The 17,763-nt window shown below is 60.6% G+C and carries 20 protein-coding genes and 1 pseudogene; 14 read left to right on the forward strand and 7 right to left on the reverse strand.

Annotation, left to right across the window (positions count from 1 at the left end; translation table 11 throughout):
* Positions 1 to 39: 39 nt before the first annotated feature.
* Positions 40 to 651, reverse strand: a complete 612-nt coding sequence (locus OC605_RS26125) for a DapH/DapD/GlmU-related protein (RefSeq protein WP_186569001.1) — start codon at positions 649 to 651, stop codon at positions 40 to 42.
* Between the two features lie 104 nt (positions 652 to 755).
* On the opposite strand from OC605_RS26125, the gene OC605_RS26130 reads away from it, so the two are divergent.
* Positions 756 to 1,055, forward strand: a complete 300-nt coding sequence (locus OC605_RS26130; RefSeq protein ID WP_016774369.1) for a hypothetical protein — start codon at positions 756 to 758, stop codon at positions 1,053 to 1,055.
* A 43-nt stretch (positions 1,056 to 1,098) separates the two neighbouring features.
* On the opposite strand, the gene OC605_RS26135 is transcribed toward OC605_RS26130, so the two are convergent.
* From OC605_RS26135 to OC605_RS26150, 4 genes are all read right to left on the reverse strand, one after another.
* Positions 1,099 to 2,001 carry a bestrophin family protein gene (locus OC605_RS26135; protein WP_262140287.1) on the reverse strand — a complete coding sequence of 301 codons (903 nt, stop codon included), beginning with the start codon at positions 1,999 to 2,001 and terminating at the stop codon, positions 1,099 to 1,101.
* 88 nt (positions 2,002 to 2,089) lie between these two features.
* Positions 2,090 to 2,632 carry an AAA family ATPase gene (locus tag OC605_RS26140; protein ID WP_262140288.1) on the reverse strand — a complete coding sequence of 181 codons (543 nt, stop codon included), beginning with the start codon at positions 2,630 to 2,632 and terminating at the stop codon, positions 2,090 to 2,092.
* Positions 2,633 to 2,716: 84 nt separating this feature from the next.
* A complete protein-coding gene (locus OC605_RS26145) occupies positions 2,717 to 4,027 on the reverse strand; it encodes an NTP/NDP exchange transporter (RefSeq protein ID WP_262140289.1) in 1,311 nt (436 codons plus the stop codon).
* A gap of 57 nt (positions 4,028 to 4,084) precedes the next feature.
* Entirely contained in the window at positions 4,085 to 5,131 is a 1,047-nt protein-coding gene (locus tag OC605_RS26150) for an SDR family oxidoreductase (protein WP_262140290.1), read from the reverse strand.
* 146 nt (positions 5,132 to 5,277) lie between these two features.
* On the opposite strand from OC605_RS26150, the gene OC605_RS26155 reads away from it, so the two are divergent.
* Together OC605_RS26155 and OC605_RS26160 are read left to right on the forward strand one after the other, a co-directional pair.
* Positions 5,278 to 6,195, forward strand: a complete 918-nt coding sequence (locus tag OC605_RS26155) for a LysR family transcriptional regulator (protein ID WP_262140291.1) — start codon at positions 5,278 to 5,280, stop codon at positions 6,193 to 6,195.
* Positions 6,196 to 6,427: 232 nt separating this feature from the next.
* Positions 6,428 to 7,354 (forward strand): DMT family transporter, encoded by a 927-nt coding sequence (locus tag OC605_RS26160; protein WP_262140292.1) that lies wholly within the window; start codon positions 6,428 to 6,430, stop codon positions 7,352 to 7,354.
* Between the two features lie 136 nt (positions 7,355 to 7,490).
* On the opposite strand, the pseudogene OC605_RS26165 reads toward OC605_RS26160, so the two are convergent.
* A pseudogene (locus OC605_RS26165) lies at positions 7,491 to 7,594 on the reverse strand (integrase); the annotation flags it as partial.
* Between OC605_RS26165 and OC605_RS26170 the strand changes: the two are divergent.
* The gene (locus OC605_RS26170; RefSeq protein WP_168772686.1) at positions 7,571 to 7,741 is read left to right on the forward strand and encodes a hypothetical protein; all 171 of its coding nucleotides are present in this window, start codon (positions 7,571 to 7,573) and stop codon (positions 7,739 to 7,741) included. The pseudogene OC605_RS26165 and the gene OC605_RS26170 overlap by 24 nt on opposite strands.
* A 259-nt stretch (positions 7,742 to 8,000) precedes the next feature.
* Here the strand turns inward: OC605_RS26170 and OC605_RS26175 are convergent, their stop codons facing one another.
* Positions 8,001 to 8,492 (reverse strand): MarR family winged helix-turn-helix transcriptional regulator, encoded by a 492-nt coding sequence (locus tag OC605_RS26175; protein WP_116254811.1) that lies wholly within the window; start codon positions 8,490 to 8,492, stop codon positions 8,001 to 8,003.
* Between the two features lie 251 nt (positions 8,493 to 8,743).
* Here OC605_RS26175 and OC605_RS26180 point away from each other — a divergent pair, with 251 nt between their 5' ends.
* From OC605_RS26180 to OC605_RS26225, 10 genes are all read left to right on the forward strand, one after another.
* Positions 8,744 to 9,172 (forward strand): RidA family protein, encoded by a 429-nt coding sequence (locus OC605_RS26180; RefSeq protein WP_158561664.1) that lies wholly within the window; start codon positions 8,744 to 8,746, stop codon positions 9,170 to 9,172.
* Positions 9,173 to 9,201: 29 nt separating this feature from the next.
* Positions 9,202 to 10,119, forward strand: coding sequence for a tRNA U-34 5-methylaminomethyl-2-thiouridine biosynthesis protein (locus OC605_RS26185; protein WP_116254809.1), 918 nt, complete (start codon positions 9,202 to 9,204; stop codon positions 10,117 to 10,119).
* 39 nt (positions 10,120 to 10,158) lie between these two features.
* Positions 10,159 to 10,974 (forward strand): tRNA U-34 5-methylaminomethyl-2-thiouridine biosynthesis protein, encoded by an 816-nt coding sequence (locus OC605_RS26190; protein ID WP_262140293.1) that lies wholly within the window; start codon positions 10,159 to 10,161, stop codon positions 10,972 to 10,974.
* 198 nt (positions 10,975 to 11,172) lie between these two features.
* Positions 11,173 to 12,645, forward strand: a complete 1,473-nt coding sequence (locus OC605_RS26195) for a 2-hydroxymuconic semialdehyde dehydrogenase (RefSeq protein WP_262140294.1) — start codon at positions 11,173 to 11,175, stop codon at positions 12,643 to 12,645.
* Positions 12,642 to 13,424 (forward strand): 2-keto-4-pentenoate hydratase, encoded by a 783-nt coding sequence (locus tag OC605_RS26200; RefSeq protein ID WP_116254806.1) that lies wholly within the window; start codon positions 12,642 to 12,644, stop codon positions 13,422 to 13,424. Before OC605_RS26195 ends, OC605_RS26200 begins: the two co-directional genes overlap by 4 nt.
* 10 nt (positions 13,425 to 13,434) lie before the next feature.
* A complete protein-coding gene (locus OC605_RS26205; protein WP_116254805.1) occupies positions 13,435 to 14,205 on the forward strand; it encodes a 2-keto-4-pentenoate hydratase in 771 nt (256 codons plus the stop codon).
* Between the two features lie 4 nt (positions 14,206 to 14,209).
* Positions 14,210 to 14,641, forward strand: a complete 432-nt coding sequence (locus OC605_RS26210) for a RidA family protein (protein ID WP_116254804.1) — start codon at positions 14,210 to 14,212, stop codon at positions 14,639 to 14,641.
* A gap of 63 nt (positions 14,642 to 14,704) precedes the next feature.
* Positions 14,705 to 15,658 carry an acetaldehyde dehydrogenase (acetylating) gene (locus OC605_RS26215; protein WP_262140295.1) on the forward strand — a complete coding sequence of 318 codons (954 nt, stop codon included), beginning with the start codon at positions 14,705 to 14,707 and terminating at the stop codon, positions 15,656 to 15,658.
* Entirely contained in the window at positions 15,655 to 16,674 is a 1,020-nt protein-coding gene (dmpG, locus tag OC605_RS26220) for a 4-hydroxy-2-oxovalerate aldolase (protein WP_116254802.1), read from the forward strand. Before OC605_RS26215 ends, dmpG begins: the two co-directional genes overlap by 4 nt.
* A 121-nt stretch (positions 16,675 to 16,795) precedes the next feature.
* Entirely contained in the window at positions 16,796 to 17,713 is a 918-nt protein-coding gene (locus OC605_RS26225) for a transporter (RefSeq protein ID WP_262140296.1), read from the forward strand.
* Positions 17,714 to 17,763 lie beyond the last annotated feature (50 nt).

Consider the following 17,763-nt stretch of genomic DNA (forward strand, 5'->3'; position numbering starts at 1 on the left):
ATGCCATTGGCCGAAGACGTACTCTCGCCAAAATTGGTTTCACTCATAAGCAAACTGATCAATCAACCCCAGACGAGGAACACGTGTGTGGGGCCGCAACAAAGCGCCAGGAGCAATCACAGCGTTTGCGCCAATCTTGCAGCCGTCACCCACCAGCGCTCCGAACTTGCTGACGCCTGTGTCGATCACCTGATCTTCATGGCGGATCCTGATATCAGCCCCGTCCAGTTCGTTACGGTAATTGGCGATGATCGCGCCGGCTTCAATATTTACCGCTTCGCCAATCAATGAGTCGCCGACGAAGTTGAAGTGGGCAAGTTTGCTGCCATCGAGCATGAAGGTACTTTTCAGCTCGCAGCTGGGGCCAACAATGCAGTTTTTGCCCAGGTAAACGCCTCCACGGAGGTAAGCGCCCGCTGCTACGAAACAGCCCGCGCCGATGATGATTGCGCCTTTGAGAACGGCGCCTTGCTCAACGATGGCGGTTTCATGAATCGCACAATAGTCGTGGCGCCGGTATCCCGGGCCGAGCGTTTCAAGCAATTCCAGAATCCGGCTCTCGCAATCCTGAACCACCGCCCAAGGGGCAGCGGAGTCCACGCCCAGTAATGGCCATTGAGCGATGTAATCTTCGATTTTTGGCGATTTCATAAGAGTCTTCCGAATAAGTGGGGCGTGGGTGGACTGTCGACGACTTGAACGACTCGCTACGCCTGCCAGTCGTACCTGTACAAGCATTTTCAAGGTACGGCGCAATGGATAAGACAATCACTGTGGATCAATTGGCAACCACTGATCTTGGATCAATCAACGAGATATGGCTCGGCGGGACCCATACCCAGTTATGCCTATGGCGTGCTGAACAGGTCTTCACCCACGAAATGCTCAGCGAGGGGACCCATGACCAAAATGTTCGACGCCTGTGCTTGCAGTTGGTTGACCCTGACGATCGAGACGCGGTGGCACGTGTTGAGGCGGTAGCGCGCGAACGACTCGAAGAAATGGGCAAGCAGGGCGAGTTTTACCCGGCCGAGGCGGCGGACACTCGTCAATAGTTACTGCGCATCTGAGGAAAAGCGCTGCTGCTAAAGCAGCGCCTCAAGCGGGCTCTTCAACCCTGCGCACATCCCCCAACGAATCACGCTGCATCGATTGCAGATTCTTTTCGATGGTTTCGCACAGCGCTTCCATTTGAATCTGGTGTTCGCTGTGGCGGAACGGACTCTGCAGATCGGTGCCAATGCGTTCGATGGCCAGCAGCATGAACCCGACCACGGTCGACGCCAGCGGCGTGAACCAACCGAGGGATTCCACCAGTCCTATCGGCACGATCAGGCAGAACAGCGAAATGAACAGCCGTGGGAAATACACATAAGGGTAGGGCAGCGGGGTATTGGCGATCCGCTCCATGCCGCCTTGGCTGTTGGACAAGTCCACCAGCGTCGACTCAAGCCGCGCCAGACGAATACTGTCCAGATGCCCGGCCTTGTATTCGCGAGCGAGCAGCGTCGCCGAGCCGGTGAGAATATCGTTGGCAAAGTTATTGGTTGTGCCACTGCGGGCGAACTCTTCGGCGGGAATAAACGCCCGTACCTCGTCGGGACACCGCTGACCTTGCAGGTGCGCGGCGAGGCAATTCACGTAGGCCACGTGGCGGCGCAACAGCGTGGATTTGACCGGATTCACCTCGCCACCAGCGTCGTCCAGCAGCGTCAGCACCTGCCGGGCGAAGCTGCGGGAATTGTTGATCATCGACCCCCACAGCGTCCGCGCTTCCCACCAGCGGTTGTAAGCGCTGCTGTTGCGAAAACTGATCAACACGATCAACGCCGAACCGAGCAAGGTCAGCGGCATCAACGGCAGGTTCAGCTTGGCGTTGAGAAACAGCATGAAGTCGACGGTGACGGCGATGTCCCAGAGCAGCAACCAGAACAAAGACCAGCCCACGTAACCCAGGGTCTTGATGATCAGACGGTATTTTTTGACGATGGCAGCTTTCAAACGGAAACCTCGTGGCGAGCAGTTTGCTTAAACGCTTAAGCTCGGACGATGCCTGGCACCGGCAGTTCCCTGGTGGAGCTGTCAGCCGTCAGTCAGTCTGCAAAGTCTGGCCCTGTGCAGGGCGAATGCTTTCAAGAAAAATCCTCGTCTCTCGATTCGACCGCAGATGAACCACCCGGCAAGCCGATGGCGCCGTTGACACGAATTGGCGCATTTTGGCTCGCGAGGTTTTTCTCGTCCGCCACATGAACCTGAGAAACTCCGGCAGGTTCGCCAGCTGTTCGGGGCAGTTTTCCGGCAAGTCAGGCCGAGACTGACCGTGGTTGAGCAGCGTTCTACGCAGGACGCGCAAGAATCGAAGCGGTGGCGAACGGTCGATCCAGATCAGCAGATCTGCACGGGCGACGCGATTTTCCCAAGTGGTTGAATGGCCACCTTCGAATATCCAGCGCTCGCGCGCCTCGACCTCCAGGCAGAGTCGGGTCTTCTCATCCGGGCTTCGCTCGATCCAGCCTGGCTGCCAATGGATCGTGTCGATATGCACGACCGGCAACCCCGTGCGCTCACCCAGCTTGCGCGCCAACGTACTTTTGCCAGACCCAGGCTGACCAACAATCATCACCCGTTGCATCGAAGCTCCTTCTCGCTCTGCAAGCTGATTTTTTGGGCGGGCGATTCTACGGCAATGCCTGTCTCAGTCAATGACCGTTGAACGCTAGGCGGGGTTTTGCCGCGCCGCCGACAAACTGGCTCGGCGGTCCGCCCGCTCGCCGAGCCGCCACCCCAGCAGACCCCACAGCAGTGCACACAACGCGCCGACCAGCGCTGCCATGCCTGCACCTTGGCTGAGGGCGTCCAGCGCGCTTTTTGCCCAGGCACTGATGGCGTCGCCGGCGCGGTAGACCACGGTGTCGATGAAGTTCTTCGCCTTGTACTTGCTTTCGGCATCGAGCGGGGCAAACAGCATCTCTCGGCCTGGGCGCACGAAGGCGTACTCACCGATGCGGCGCACGATCATCAGCGCGGCGATCAGACCAAAGCCGGGGGCGAAGATCAGCCCGATGAACCCGGCACACATGACCAGCGGCACCATGGCCAACAGCACGCCGACGCCGAGCCTTTGCGCGAGGCGTCCAGTGATGAACAGCTGACAGAGCAGGGCGCCCGCCTGCACGACAAAGTCGATGATGCCGAACACGCGCACCTGCGCCTCGCGGTCCGGGAAGTGTTCGGCGACGACGCGTGCCTGCTCGAAGTAAAGGAAGGTGGAGACTGTCGCTAGCAGCACCACAAAGCCGCAGATGCCGAGCAGATAGGGTGATTTAAGAACGGCCGTCATACCGCTGAACGGATTGCCCGGCAACGGCCTGCGAGGGCTTTCGCTCGGCGCGGCATCTGGGCGTCCTGCGCCACCCCGTTCACGCCAGCGCATCAACTGGCGCTTGAACCACATCGCAGCGGCCAGCAGAACAGCGGCCAGCAGCATCAGGCCGGACTCACCCAGCGGACCGATCAGCAAGGCGCTCAGCGCAGGGCCACTCAGGCCGCCGACGCTGGCGCCCGCCGCGATGAACGCGAACAGACGTTTGGCCTGGGCACTGTCGAATACATCGGCCATCAGGCTCCAGGCGACCGATACGACAAACAGGTTGTAGACCGATATCCACACGTAAAACACGCGCGCCAGCCACGGGCTTTCCTCACCCAGAAACAAGATGGCGAACAACAGCAGATTGGTGCAGAAGAATCCGTATACCCAGTCCACGAAATGCAGGCGCGGCACGCGTGCGCTGAGCCAGGCGAACAGCGGAACGGCCGCCAGCATGACCAGGAAGGTCGCGGTGAACAGCCACTGCAAGTTCTCGACGCCGGCAGTGATGCCCATCGATTCGCGGATCGGACGGAGCATGAAATAGCCGGCGAACAGGCAAACGAACAGCAGAAAGCCATTGAGCGCAGGGCGCAGCTCGTGAGCCTCGGCATTGATGATGGCGCCGGCGCGGTGGGCAAGAAGAGACGTATCCATGTTGCGCTCCTGTGGGAGTGGCGAGGCAACGGCACGGGGCCTGCCCGTGCCGGGCGGTCAGCGGTAGGTGACGCCGGTCAGTCGCTCGGAGAGTTGCCACAGTGTGGCCGCATTCGAGCGATCGGCAGCGGCCGGCGGCATCTTGGCGAAGCCCAGCGGCCCGCGCTTCTCGTTATCACCGGTAGGCCCGTAGTAGGCGCCGCCAACCGCCTCCAGCGCCGTCGCCGCATACAGCGTCGGCAGCGCGCCCTGCGCTGCGGAATGATACAGGTCCCGCTCTACCGCCCATTGTTTGCCGAATTCACTGTCCAGGCCAGGCCCCCGGGCGATCAGCTCCGTCACGGCAACGCCGGGGTGAGCGGCGATGCTGCGTATCCCCCAACCGGCGGCATCGCTGCGCTGCTGCAGCTCGATACTCCACTTCAGAACCGCCAGTTTCGATTGGCTGTAGCTGGCGAAAGGGTCGTAACTGCGCTCAGCCTGCAGGTCATCAAAGTTCAGGCTTGCGCGCCCGGCGGCGATGCTCGACAGGCTGACCACCCGACCATCGTCGCTTTTGCGTAGCAGGGGCATCAGCAGGCCGGTCAAGGCGAAATGCCCCAGATAATTGGTCGCCAGCTGCATCTCGTAGCCATCGGCCGAAACGCCTCGAACAGGCGGCGACATGATCGCAGCATTGTTGATCAGCACGTCGAGCCTCGGCAGGCGCCCTTGCAGACGGTTGGCGAGGTCGCGCACCGATTGCAGATTGGCAAGGTCCAGCGTTTCGAATTGCACGCGCGCCTCGGGCACGGCTTGCTTGATGTTTGCGATCGCCTCGCGGCCGCGCTCGGCGTTGCGTGCGGCGATGATCACCTCGGCACCGGCGCGCGTCAGCGCCAGCGCGTCTTCATAGCCCATGCCGCTGGTCCCTCCGGTCACCAGCACGATGCGGCCTTTCTGGCTGGGCATATCGTGGGTTGACCAGTCCGGCTTCGGCTCTGTTCGGGAAGTCGCCTGCGCAGCCAGTGTGCCGGCCATCGCGGAAATGGCGAACAGCACTCGGGTGGCCTTGAGGAGGCGTTGGGTCGCGGTATTGCTCGGCGTAGCGGGTGAATGGCTCATCGGGGGATTCTCATTCGCGTGACAGGTTCCCGGTTGGCGGGGGCGAGTGAGCAGTATCGGTGTACGAATGCGCGAGGATAAGTCGGGGATTGGTGGATGGCCCGTACGGTATGGCGTACAGTCAGCCGCTTGCAGAGGAAGCGTCCATGCGTAAACCAAACCTTACCGATGTGTCGATATTTGCTGCGGTGGTCGAGGCGGGGGGGTTTCGTGCTGCCGCGCAAAAGCGCGGGCTGTCCGCCTCATCGCTGAGCGATTGCATGCGTCGGCTGGAAAGCGACCTGGGCGTGCGCCTGCTCAATCGAACCACGCGCAGCGTCACGCCGACGGCCGCCGGCGAGCGATTGCTCGAGCGCCTGCGCCCGGCCTTGCAAGAAATCGACGCCGCTTTCAACGATCTGGACGACGACGCTCAGCGCCCGGTCGGCACGCTCAAGCTCAATGTGCCAGTGCCGGTGGCACGCTTTCTGTTGCCCGACCTGCTGGCGCGTTTTCTGCGCCTTTATCCAGGGATCAGTGTCGAAGTCGTCATGGACAACACCTTTGTCGACGTCAATGCGGGCGGGTATGACGCCGGCGTGCGCTATGAAGAGAGCCTGGCCAAGGACATGATCGCCGTGCCCATCGGCCCGCGTCGCCAACGCTTCGTTGCAGCCGCCGCCCCGGGCTATCTGGCTGAACGCGGTACGCCTACTCACCCCGAAGAACTGCCGAGCCATGACCTGCTTGGCCATCGGTTCGAGAGTGGCAAAGTCGGCGTATTCGAGTTCCATCGAGACGGCCGTATCGTGCGTATCCCGCCTCAGGGGCAACTGCTGACGTCGTCGCACGATCTGAAAATTCGCTCGGCCATCAACGGACTGGGCATCGTCTATACCTTCGAGGACTTCCTGCGCGAGCCGCTCTCCGATGGTCGACTGGTGCCGATTCTCGAGGACTGGTGGCAGGCCTTCGACGGCCCGTTTCTTTACTACCACGGCCGCCGTCACATGCCTTCGCCGCTGAGGGCGTTTGTGGATTTTTTGCGGGGGGAAGGGGAGATTGCGGAAAGCTCAGGTGTTTGAAGCGCTGTTTTGTAAGGCGAATACATGGCTTCGCAACAGAGCGCCTATGGCGACTGGCAGCAATCGGCCAGAAGCAGCCGTTCGCAGTTGGCCCTTAAGGCCCAGAGCTGGTGGGACGATAGTCACAACGGCCAGCACTGAACATTGCCGTCTGACGTGTTGGTTATTTGCCCTAGGAAGGCGCCACCGTCTGTTAGGATCTAAGTTCACTGACGGAACAGGAGTGCGGTTCGTGAGCAAGTACAGTGCAAGCGCCGACAGCGTTCCCAAGGGCATATGGCTAATAAGCGCCGCTGTCTTTCTCCTTTCTCTGGCCGATGCAGCGGTCAAATATTTCAGCGCCAGACTTCCACTCTGGCAGTTGTTCCTCATCGTATCCTGCCTGTCGGTGCCCCCCCTTGTAGCCTGGCTCGCCACGGGCATCAGATCGGATCGACACTCAACCGCCTCGATGTTTTGGGTGACAATCAGGAGCATTCTGCTGTTGTTAATGTGGGTAACGTACTACTCAGCGTTACCGTTGATCCCATTATCAGTGGCCGCCGTGGCGATCTACACAACTCCCCTTTTCATAGCGCTTTTCTCCACCTTTTACGGAGGTGAGCCTTTACCACTGCGGGGTTGGGTAGCGATAGGAATAGGCTTCACGGGTGTCGCCACGGTATTACGCCCGGGATCAGACATTTTCGTCCTTGCAACCCTGCTACCTGTGATTGCGGCTGTTTTCTATGCGATCGCGATGGTTGTGACACGCCGACATTGTCGCAATGATCATCCACTTGTATTGGCTCTGGGCTTGAATATCGCTTTTCTTTTCGCCGCCGTCATAGGAGGCATCGCATCGCTAATGGTCAGTGAGTCCACCGTCGCTGGTGCTGCATTTCTACTCTCGCCTTGGCAGACGCTTGGTTGGCAGGAGATTCTTTTTATCTTCTGTTACGCCTGCGCCCTGATTTTCATAAACACGGCTACCGCCAAGGCCTACCAAGTTGCGCCTCCAGCACTTATCGGGACTTTCGATTATGCCTACTTGGTTTTCGCCTGCCTTTGGGGTTATGTATTGTTCCAGGAAACGCCGGACATCTTCACATGGGCTGGAATTTTTTTGATTGTCATTGCCGGTTTCCTGATTCTGCGTGCCCAAAAATCTAATAAATAAGCGGTTCTTGGCCCAGAGACGTCATTCGTGAGCGGCAGCTGTCGGCCAAAAGCAGCCAGTCAAAGCCCTCGATAAACCTCAAGCTTTTGGATTGTGCCAAAAACAAATTGTGACTCAGAGCAGGTGAGTGGCTTGGTTAAATCCCTGTCTGCTCTGCCATTTCCAAAGCACCATCGACCTCAATGCCCAAGTACCTGACAGTGCTTGGAGTTTCGTATGACCAAGCAGGAGTTGGACAGCCGGCTTGCACATGTGCGGCTCTATACGGAGAGTTTGATCATTCGCGAAGGTGCGAAAATGCAGCCAATTAAGGTTTTTCATGCAGAGCGCAGCAGCCTTGACATCTATCTGCAGATTGGACCCTCAGCCGAACGGCTTGCTTTGTAACGCAGTCAACCATCGTCCAAGTTGACTTGCCCAAGCATGACTTTAGCGTCGTTTAAATCGATGTAGACAAAACCAGCTTTCCGGCGTTGATCAGCGTCATTGAAGCTTGTGCGATCAACCCAGAAGACCAGACTCTATTCAGGCAAGTGATCATCTTCTCTGTAATCAGCAATTACGTTAAGACGTTACATAGCGCCATTCAAAGGGTTCGTTTTTTGCCAATCTGCAAATCAGAGAAAACCGAGCGCCGCTGTCCACGTTATGACTCATCCAACGGCGCAACCATCATCTTCAGGCACTTCAAAAACAGCGGCCGATATTCCTCCGGCAGGCGTTCCAGCAGTTTCCTTTCCACTTCTGCATCACGCGGCAGCACGCGATCCAGTAGCTCGGCGCCCTCGGTTCCGAGGTACAGCTGATAGGCGCGTTGGTCGGTTTTAGCGCTGGTACGGATCAGCATGCCGTTGGCGCACAGGCGTTTGACCATTTCGGCAACGGTGTTGCGATCCATGAACAGGTGACCGGCCAGTGCGTTCTGGGTCAGGCCGGGGTGTTGCGATACCACGATCAGTGCTGCTTTCTGTCGCGGAGTGATCGATTCGCCGGAAAATTCTGCGTTGAACAGTTCTTCCGCGACGAAGTGTGCCCGCCGCAGCAGGTGGGAAACGATGTCTTCCAGGTGAAACTGGTCGACGAGTAGCTGGCTTTGGGAAGAAAGTTTCGCGGGCTCTGGCGTGCGTGTGGATGGCATTGGACGTCCGGTCATTCCTTGCGGTGGCGATCCTTTGGGGATCAATCATAAGTACGTGCACGTACTATTTGTCAGGCAAATCAGCCAGTTAAGTATTGGTCTTCCGGCACGGCGAAACAAGTCTGCCAATAATCAACGTGCACGTACTATTGTTTTTGCTGCTGACCGCCAAAAAGTCGTTGACAGGCCTTATGACCGGTCATAGCATCGGCCCCATAAAGGACGTATACGTACTTAATGAGAATAACAAAATGACTTGGTCAGCGACCCCGGCAACTGCTGTTACATGGACTCCTCTGGTCAGCCGCGCCTTGCCTGCGCCGCATTTTGCCTATAGCCCTGTGGTACGGGCCGGCGGTTTCATTTTCGTCTCGGGAATGGTCGGTCTCGACCCGGCCCACGGCGGCCTGGTAGACGGCGGTATGGCCGCAGAGGTGCAGCAGATCCTGATCAACCTCAGCGAATTGTGCAAGGAGCTGACGTTCGGACTGGAGAAATTGATGTTGGTGCGGATCTATTGCGCTGACTTCAGCCAGTTCGGCGTGCTCAATCAGCATTGGCAAGCTTTCTTCGAGGGGTGCACCCCACCTGCGCGAACTTCGCTAGGGGTTGATGCGCTGCCGTTGGGGGCGTTGGTTGAAATGGAATTCCAGTTCGCGATTGATTCTTCACTGCCTTGATGCAACACAAAAAGAACAGGAGAAGCGACATGGCAAACGGTGAAATTATCAGCGGGTTTCTGGCCCCTCATCCACCGCACATTCTTTATGCGGAAAACCCACCGCAGAACGAACCACGCTCCCAGGGCGGCTGGGAACAATTGCGCTGGGCGTATGAGCGGGCGCGCGCCAGTGTCGAGGCGTTGAAGCCGGACGTACTGCTGGTGCACTCGCCGCACTGGATCACGTCCGTGGGGCATCATTTCATCGGTGTCGAGCACCTGGCCGGGCGCTCGGTCGACCCGATCTTTCCCAACCTGTTTCGCTTCGACTACTCGATAAAATTCGACGTCGAACTGGCCGAGGCCTGCTGTGAAGAAGGCCGCAAGGCAGGGCTGCAGACCAAGATGATGCGCAACCCGCGTTTTCGCGTCGACTACGGCACCATCACCGCATTGCATATGATCCGTCCGCAGTGGGACATTCCAGTGGTGTCGATCTCGGCCAACAACACGCCTTATTACCTGAGCATGGAAGAGGGCCAGGTGGAGATGGATCTGTTGGGCAAGGCCACCCGCGAAGCGATCGCCAAATCGGGCAAGCGCGCGGTGCTGCTGGCGTCCAACACTCTATCGCATTGGCATTTTCATCAAGAGCCGGAGCCGCCAGAAGACATGACCCAGGAACATCCGCAGAGCCAACTGGGGTATCAGTGGGACATGCGCATGATCGAGCTGATGCGGCGCGGGGAAATGAATGAAGTCTTTCGTCTGCTGCCGCAGTTCATCGACGAGGCGTTCGCCGAAGTGAAGTCCGGTGCGTTCACCTGGATGCACGCGGCCATGCAGTACCCGCAACTGGCGGCGGAACTGCACGGCTACGGCACGGTAATCGGCACTGGCAACGCGGTAATGGAATGGAATCTGCTCAAGGCCGGTCTCGCCCGTGCCGCAGCAGAAGCCGCCTGAACCTCGCGACTCGCAGACCTCTTTTCAAGGTGAACAACCATGACGCTTGTATCGGCTTTTCTGGTCCACGGTAGCCCGCTGCCGCAACTTTGCCCCGATGTGCCCAATTGGCAGCGCTTCCGACAGGCCATGCAACAGGCCGGCGCCGCATTACGTGCCTCTCGGCCCGACGTGGTGCTGCTCTATTCCACGCAATGGTTCGCCGTGCTTGATGAGATCTGGCTGACCCGGCGCCGCAGCGAAGACATTCACGTCGACGAAAACTGGCACGAATTCGGTGAGATGGCCTATGACTTGTACAGCGATGTGAGCCTGGCCAACGCTTGCATCGAGGCCTGCCGGGCCCAAGGCGTGAATGCCCGTGGCGCCGATTATCAAGGCTTTCCGATCGACACCGGAACCATCGTCGCCAGCACCGCGCTTAGTGTCGGCAGCGAAGCGTTGCCGCTGGTGGTGGCGTCCAACAACCTCTACGACAACGCCGAAGCGACCGAGAAGCTGGCGGCGATTGCCGTGGCCTGCGCTGCCGAACAAGGCAAGCGCGTGGCAGTGGTGGGCGTCGGGGGCTTGTCCGGGAGCCTGTTTACCAAACCCATCGAAGCGCAGGACGACCGCATCGTTCACGCAGAAGAAGACGCCTGGAATCGCAAGGTTCTGGCGCTGATCGAGGCGGGCGATGTCGATGCGCTGCGCGAAGTGCTGCCGGCCTATGCCGCCGAAGCGCGGGTGGACATGGGTTTCAAGCATTTCCACTGGTTGCTCGGCGCACTCGGTGGGCGTTTCCAGGGCGCCACAGTGCATCACTACGGCGCGTTGTATGGCAGCGGCGCCGCTGTCGTGGAGTTCAACCCCTGAGGGGATGAACGAGCAGGTGCGCGATCTCGCTCATCACCGCTGCTGAAGCGCGCCGCATCAATTTTTTTCCGTAGACCGTTTCCGTTGCCGTTGCAACGCAAGCCGTGCATGCCTGCGCCCGCGATTTATCGGGCCGGGCCTCTGCAAATTCGCGAGCCGGCTGCAGGCTCGCCGTCAGCCGTGTCATTGAGGTCAGTCATGAAAAACTATCGAAATTTTATCAATGGTCGCTGGGTCGAGAGCCCGCGCACCTTCGAGGACATCAGCCCGGTCGACGGCTCCGTCGTCGCCGTGGTCCATGAGGCTGGCCGCGAGCTGGTGGACGAGGCGGTCAAGGCTGGCCATCGCGCCGTCGCTGGCGCCTGGGGCCGCACCAGCGCCGCTGAACGTGTCGACGTCCTGCGCCGGATCGCTGACGAAATGGAGCGTCGCCAGGCCGATTTCCTGGCCGCCGAAATGGCCGACACCGGCAAGCCGCTGGCCATGGCCTCGGTGATCGACGTGCCACGCGGCATCGCCAATTTCCGTACCTTCGCAGACATCCTCGCCACCGCGCCGCTGGATAGCCATCGCCTGGACCTGCCAGACGGTGCCTACGCGCTGAACTACGCCGCCCGCAAGCCACTCGGCGTGGTCGGAGTGATTTCCCCGTGGAACCTGCCGTTGCTGTTGCTGACCTGGAAGGTCGCACCCGCCTTGGCGTGCGGCAACGCGGTGGTGGTCAAACCTTCCGAAGACACTCCCGGCACCGCGACGCTGCTCGCCGAAGTGATGCAAGCCGCCGGTGTACCGGATGGCGTGTTCAACCTGGTGCACGGTTTCGGTCCGGACTCGGCCGGCGAGTTCATTTCCCGGCACCCGGACATCAGCGCCATCACATTCACGGGCGAATCACGCACGGGCACCACCATCATGCATGCTGCCGCCGAAGGAGTTAAGCCGGTGTCGTTCGAGCTGGGCGGCAAGAACGCAGCGATCATTTTCGCCGACTGCGACTTCGAGAAAATGATCGACGGCATGATGCGCGCGCTGTTTCTCAACAGCGGTCAGGTGTGCCTGTGCTCCGAACGGGTGTATGTCGAACGGCCGATTTTCGAGCGTTTCTGCACAGCGATTGCCGAGCGCATCAAGGTGATGAAAATCGACTGGCCCCACGATCCTGCCACGCAGATGGGGCCACTGATTTCGGCCAAGCATCGCGACAAGGTGCTGAGTTACTTCGAACTTGCGCGCCGGGAAGGTGCGACCTTCATCGCCGGTGGCGGCGTACCGCATTTTGGTGATGCACGTGATAACGGCGCATGGGTCGAGCCGACCGTCATTGCCGGGCTGTCCGACGACGCCCGTTCGGTGCGCGAAGAAATCTTCGGGCCGATCTGCCACGTGTCGCCGTTCGACAGCGAGCGTGAAGTCATCGCCCGCGCCAACGACACCCGTTACGGCCTGGCCGCCACCATCTGGACCACCAACCTGAGCCGCGCGCACCGCGTCAGCGAGGCCATGCGCGTGGGCATCAGTTGGGTAAACACCTGGTTTTTGCGCGATCTGCGTACGCCGTTCGGTGGCGCTGGATTGTCCGGCATCGGCCGTGAGGGCGGCATGCACTCACTGAACTTTTATTCGGAACTGACCAACGTCTGCGTACGCATTGACCAGGAGAGCGAGCAATGAGCGAACAACTTCAACGAGTTGCCGATCTGCTCGACCAGGCGGCCACAAGCGGCGAACCGGTGCTGCCGGTCCGCGATCAGTTGGCCTCGATTGCCGACGCCTACCGGGTGCAACAGCTCAACACCCAGCGCCAGGTCCACGCCGGGCGGCGTATCACCGGGCGCAAGATCGGCCTCACCTCGCATGCGGTGCAGCAGCAGTTGGGCGTGGATCAACCGGACTTCGGCACCTTGTACGACAGCATGGAGGTCGCCGATGGCGAGGCGATCGCCTGGCCGCGCCTTATGCAGGCCAAGTGCGAGGCGGAAGTGGCGCTGGTGCTGGAGCGCGATCTGGACCGCGAAAACATCGTGCTGAGCGATTTGCTCGCGGCTACCGCCTATGCACTGCCTGCCATTGAGGTGGTCGGTAGCCGCATCGCCAACTGGAACATCAGCATTCTCGACACCATCGCCGACAACGCCTCGGCCGGCCTCTACGTGCTCGGCCAGCGGCCGGTGAAACTTGCCGATCTGGATCTGCGCCTGGCCGGCATGGTCATGGAGCGCCAGGGCGAGCCCGTATCTTTCGGCGTCGGTGCGGCATGCCTGGGTCACCCCTTGAATGCCGCGTTGTGGCTGGCGCGCACCCTGGTCGATATGGGCACGCCACTGCGGGCCGGCGATGTGGTGCTCAGCGGTGCCTTGGGACCGATGGTCAGTGTCGCGCCCGGTGATGTTTTCGAGGCACGCATTCAGGGTCTGGGCAGCGTCCGGGCCTGTTTCGAACCCGCCAATTGAGGTGATTCGCATGAAAATTCAACGTATTGCCCAGCGCCTCGATGAGGCGGCCCGGCTCGCTCAGGCGACCCTGCAACTCAGCGGTGAAGACACCGTCACGCTGGACGAGGCCTATCAGGTGCAGCGCCAGTTGATCGAACAACGTCTTGCCCGTGGCGCGCGTCAGGTGGGCATGAAAATGGGCTTCACCAGCCGCGCGAAAATGGCCCAGATGGGTGTTTCCGATCTGATCTGGGGGCGCTTGACCTCGGACATGTGGATCGAGGAGGGCGGCAGCATTGATTTGTCCCGGTATGTGCACCCGCGTGTCGAGCCGGAGGTCTGCTTTCTGCTCGGCAAGCGCCTGCAAGGGCAGGTGACGCCGTTGCAGGCCTTGGCCGCAGTCGAAGCCGTCGCGCCGGCGCTGGAGGTAATTGACTCGCGCTACCGCGACTTCAAGTTTTCGCTGCCTGACGTGGTCGCCGACAACGCTTCGTCGTCCGGCTTCGTGGTCGGCGGATGGCAGCGGCCCGACACCAATCTCGACAATCTGGGGCTGGTGATGAGCTTCGACGGCCGCGCGGTGGAGATGGGCAGCACGGCGGCGATCCTCGGGGCACCAGTACGCGCGCTGGTGGCGGCGGCGCGCCTGGCTGCGCAGCACGGCGAAGCGCTGGAGCCCGGCAGCCTGGTGCTGGCCGGTGCCGCGACGGCAGCCGTGGCGTTGCGTCCGGGGGTCGCGGTGCGTTGTGAATTCCAGCATCTGGGCAGCGTGGCGTTCCAAACGCTGCGCGAGGAGTAAAGCCATGAGTGACAAAGCGCAAACCCGTGCCCGCGTGGTCGATGGCAAGGCCACCCCGCTGGGCGCCTTTCCGCACGTCAAACGCGCCGGTGACTTTCTGTTCGTTTCCGGCACCAGTTCGCGCCGCCCCGACAACAGCATCGCCGGTGCCGAGCTGGATGCCACTGGGCGCGTGCGCCCGTGCATTGAAGTGCAGACCCGCGAGGTGCTGAACAACATTCGCGACATTCTGCGCAGTGTCGATGCCGACCTCGAAGACGTGGTTGAGGTGTGCAGCTATCTGGTCAACATGAACGATTTTGCTCAGTACAACCAGGTCTACGCGCAGTTCTTCGACGCCGACGGCCCGACGCGCACCACTGTAGCCGTGCACCAGTTGCCTCACCCGCATCTGGTCATCGAAATCAAAGCCGTGGCCTACAAGCCATTGCGCTGAATCCACTCACCGAGTGCGGGCCGCAGCCGAGGCGCTGGCCTGCACTCGACAGGAGAAGAACAGATGTCATCTGCTCGCATTCCCGTGGCAATCATTGGCTCGGGCAACATCGGCACCGATCTGATGATCAAGATCCTGCGCAATTCCGACATGCTCGAAGTGGCTGCAATGGTCGGCATCGACCCGACCTCCGACGGTCTGGCGCGTGCCGAACGTCTCGGCGTGCCCACCACCGCAGAGGGCATCGACGGACTGCTCGCGATGCCCGATTTCAAGAAAATCCGCATCGCCTTTGACGCCACTTCGGCAGGTGCGCACAAGGTGCATGACGCCAGACTGCGCGACCATGGTGTGCGCATCATCGACCTGACCCCGGCAGCGCTTGGGCCTTTCGTGATTCCGGTGGTGAACTTCGCCGAGCATGCCGAGGCGCCGAACCTGAACATGGTCACCTGCGGTGGCCAGGCGACCATCCCGATCGTGCATGCAGTGGCGAGCGTGGCGCCGGTGCATTACGCCGAAATCGTCGCGGCGATTTCCAGCAAGTCTGCCGGCCCCGGCACCCGCGCCAATATCGATGAGTTCACCGAGACTACGTCTCGCGCCATTGTAGAAGTGGGCGGAGCCGCCCGTGGCAAGGCGATCATCGTCCTCAATCCGGCCGAGCCGCCGCTGATTATGCGCGACACCATCTACTGCTTCGTGCCGCCGGATGCCGACACCCAGGCAATCGCCGGCGCCGTCGAGGCGCGGGTCGCTGAAGTGCGTCGTTATGTGCCGGGTTATCGGCTCAAACAACAAGTTCAGTTCGAGCACTTCGGCGAGGACAACCGGCAGAACATTCCCGGTCTGGGCTGGAGCACCGGCATCAAGGTCGCGGTGTTCCTCGAAGTGGAAGGTGCCGGGCATTACCTGCCGGCGTTCGCTGGCAACCTCGACATCATGACCAGCGCGGCGTTGACCGTCGCCGAACGTATTGCCCAAGCGCAACTCGCCGCTGAAGGGGTGGGAAAATGATCGACAAGAATAGAAAAATCCACGTTTCCGACGTCACCCTGCGCGACGGTATGCATGCCGTGCGTCACCGCTACAGCCTCGAACAAGTTGCACGGATCGCCCAGGCGCTGGACGACGCCGGCGTAGACAGCATTGAAGTTGCGCACGGCGATGGCTTGCAGGGGTCGAGTTTCAACTACGGCTTTGGTGCCCACACCGATCTTGAGTGGATCGAGTCGGCGGCGGCAGTGGTCAAGCGTGCCCGCATTGCAACGCTGTTGCTGCCGGGGATCGGCACCGTGCACGACCTCAAGGCTGCCTACAACGCCGGCGCGCGCATCGTGCGCGTGGCCACCCACTGTACCGAAGCCGACGTATCCCGCCAGCACATCGAATACGCCCGTTCTTTGGGTATGGACACCGTCGGTTTCCTCATGATGAGCCACATGCAAACCCCCGCCGGACTCGCCGCGCAAGGCAAGCTGATGGAAAGCTACGGTGCACAGTGCGTCTACGTGGTGGACTCGGGCGGGGCGATGAACATGTGGGACATTGCCGAGCGCTTCAAGGCCCTCAAGGACGTGCTCGACCCGGCAACCGAGACCGGCATGCATGCCCATCACAACCTCAGCCTCGGCGTGGCCAACAGCCTGATTGCGCTTGAAAACGGCTGCGATCGCATCGATGCCAGCCTCACCGGTATGGGCGCCGGCGCAGGTAATGCACCGATGGAAGTGTTCATCGCCGCGGCCGAGCGCATGGGCCTGAACCACGGCTGTGATGTGAAAAAGCTGATCGATGCCGCCGAAGACATCGTCCGCCCTATGCAGGAGCGGGTGGTGCGGGTCGACCGCGAAACGCTCGCGCTGGGTTATGCCGGGGTTTATTCAAGCTTCCTGCGCCACGCCGAAGCGGCCGCCAGCAAATACGGCTTGTCGGCTTTCGACATCCTCGTCGAGTTGGGCAAGCGCCGGATGATCGGCGGCCAGGAAGACATGATCGTCGACGTTGCCCTCGACATGCTCAAAAAGACCTGAAGCGCTTATTTGCGGGTTTTTCCGATAAGGCCCGCAGGTGATTCGGGCCTGACCTGGGGCGGCTGCGCTTGTGAAAGGTGAGCGCCTGCCTGGTTTTTTCGCCAATCAATGGGTAGACACGATGAACAATAACAACAGTGCTGTAAGCCCATCTCTTGTCACCGCGCGGCTGTTACTGGGCTGCTCGCTGACCGCGCCGGCCGCGCAAACCCTCGCCACCGAAGGTGGCGGCTCCATGTACCCTATGGGTGCCGAGAACTACTTGTCTGGCGCCATGCCGCCACCGGGCCTGTATGGCACCGTCTACGCCCAGCGTTACCGCGCCGACCGTTTGCGCGGCAATGACGGGCGGCAGCTGCCAGTGGACTTCCGCCTGCGCGCCGATGTCATTGCGCCGCGCGTCGTGTGGGTCACCGAGCAGAAGGTGTTGGGCGGCAGTCTGGCGTTCCATGCCATCGCGCCGCTGGTCGAGTTGAAGGTCTCGCTCGACGGCACCAGTCAGCGCAAGCGCGAGCTGGGCGACATCACGTTCGGCCCCGGCCTGGGCTACCACTACAGTGAAAAAATGCATGCCGCCTATGGCATCGATTTCTTCGCTCCCACGGGACGTTTTGACCGCGACGATCTGGTCAATATCGGCCGTAATTACTGGACCGTGCAACCGGTGGCGGCCTTCAGCTACGTCGATCCGAACGGGCTGAACATCGACATCAAGACCATGTACGACTTCAACCTGCGCAACCGCGACACTGATTACCGTTCCGGCCAGGAGCTGCACGCCGACTATGCCATTGGCTGGGGCCTCAGCAATGGCTGGGTGCTCGGTGTGGGCGGCTACGTGTACCGGCAGACCACCGACGACGATGTCCGCGGTGAGCCGGTCGAGGACAATAAAGGCCGCGCGTTCGCCATCGGCCCATCGATCAAATACAGCAGTCAGCGGGGTTGGTTCGTGACCGCAAAGTGGCAGCAGGAGCGCGCGGTGCGCAATCGCGCCGAAGGCGACGCCTATTGGCTAAAGCTCGTTTTTCCGTTCTGACCTCTTGCCGAACGATTGCCAATGGCGCTGGCCCCCAATAACTCCCCGGA

Origin of the sequence: Pseudomonas sp. Marseille-Q5117 (assembly GCF_946901175.1) — a bacterium.
GTDB classification, from domain to species: Bacteria; Pseudomonadota; Gammaproteobacteria; order Pseudomonadales; family Pseudomonadaceae; genus Aquipseudomonas; species Aquipseudomonas iranensis.

What these genes read in the sequence shown, in the direction of transcription:
- OC605_RS26125 (WP_186569001.1), bottom strand. Translation starts at nt 651, where the DNA reads ATGAAATCGCCAAAAATCGAAGATTACATCGCTCAATGGCCATTACTG.
- OC605_RS26130 (WP_016774369.1), top strand. Translation starts at nt 756, where the DNA reads ATGGATAAGACAATCACTGTGGATCAATTGGCAACCACTGATCTTGGA.
- OC605_RS26140 (WP_262140288.1), bottom strand. Translation starts at nt 2,632, where the DNA reads ATGCAACGGGTGATGATTGTTGGTCAGCCTGGGTCTGGCAAAAGTACG.
- OC605_RS26145 (WP_262140289.1), bottom strand. Translation starts at nt 4,027, where the DNA reads ATGGATACGTCTCTTCTTGCCCACCGCGCCGGCGCCATCATCAATGCC.
- OC605_RS26150 (WP_262140290.1), bottom strand. Translation starts at nt 5,131, where the DNA reads ATGAGCCATTCACCCGCTACGCCGAGCAATACCGCGACCCAACGCCTC.
- OC605_RS26155 (WP_262140291.1), top strand. Translation starts at nt 5,278, where the DNA reads ATGCGTAAACCAAACCTTACCGATGTGTCGATATTTGCTGCGGTGGTC.
- OC605_RS26170 (WP_168772686.1), top strand. Translation starts at nt 7,571, where the DNA reads ATGACCAAGCAGGAGTTGGACAGCCGGCTTGCACATGTGCGGCTCTAT.
- OC605_RS26175 (WP_116254811.1), bottom strand. Translation starts at nt 8,492, where the DNA reads ATGCCATCCACACGCACGCCAGAGCCCGCGAAACTTTCTTCCCAAAGC.
- OC605_RS26180 (WP_158561664.1), top strand. Translation starts at nt 8,744, where the DNA reads ATGACTTGGTCAGCGACCCCGGCAACTGCTGTTACATGGACTCCTCTG.
- OC605_RS26185 (WP_116254809.1), top strand. Translation starts at nt 9,202, where the DNA reads ATGGCAAACGGTGAAATTATCAGCGGGTTTCTGGCCCCTCATCCACCG.
- OC605_RS26190 (WP_262140293.1), top strand. Translation starts at nt 10,159, where the DNA reads ATGACGCTTGTATCGGCTTTTCTGGTCCACGGTAGCCCGCTGCCGCAA.
- OC605_RS26195 (WP_262140294.1), top strand. Translation starts at nt 11,173, where the DNA reads ATGAAAAACTATCGAAATTTTATCAATGGTCGCTGGGTCGAGAGCCCG.
- OC605_RS26200 (WP_116254806.1), top strand. Translation starts at nt 12,642, where the DNA reads ATGAGCGAACAACTTCAACGAGTTGCCGATCTGCTCGACCAGGCGGCC.
- OC605_RS26205 (WP_116254805.1), top strand. Translation starts at nt 13,435, where the DNA reads ATGAAAATTCAACGTATTGCCCAGCGCCTCGATGAGGCGGCCCGGCTC.
- OC605_RS26210 (WP_116254804.1), top strand. Translation starts at nt 14,210, where the DNA reads ATGAGTGACAAAGCGCAAACCCGTGCCCGCGTGGTCGATGGCAAGGCC.
- OC605_RS26215 (WP_262140295.1), top strand. Translation starts at nt 14,705, where the DNA reads ATGTCATCTGCTCGCATTCCCGTGGCAATCATTGGCTCGGGCAACATC.
- dmpG (WP_116254802.1), top strand. Translation starts at nt 15,655, where the DNA reads ATGATCGACAAGAATAGAAAAATCCACGTTTCCGACGTCACCCTGCGC.
- OC605_RS26225 (WP_262140296.1), top strand. Translation starts at nt 16,796, where the DNA reads ATGAACAATAACAACAGTGCTGTAAGCCCATCTCTTGTCACCGCGCGG.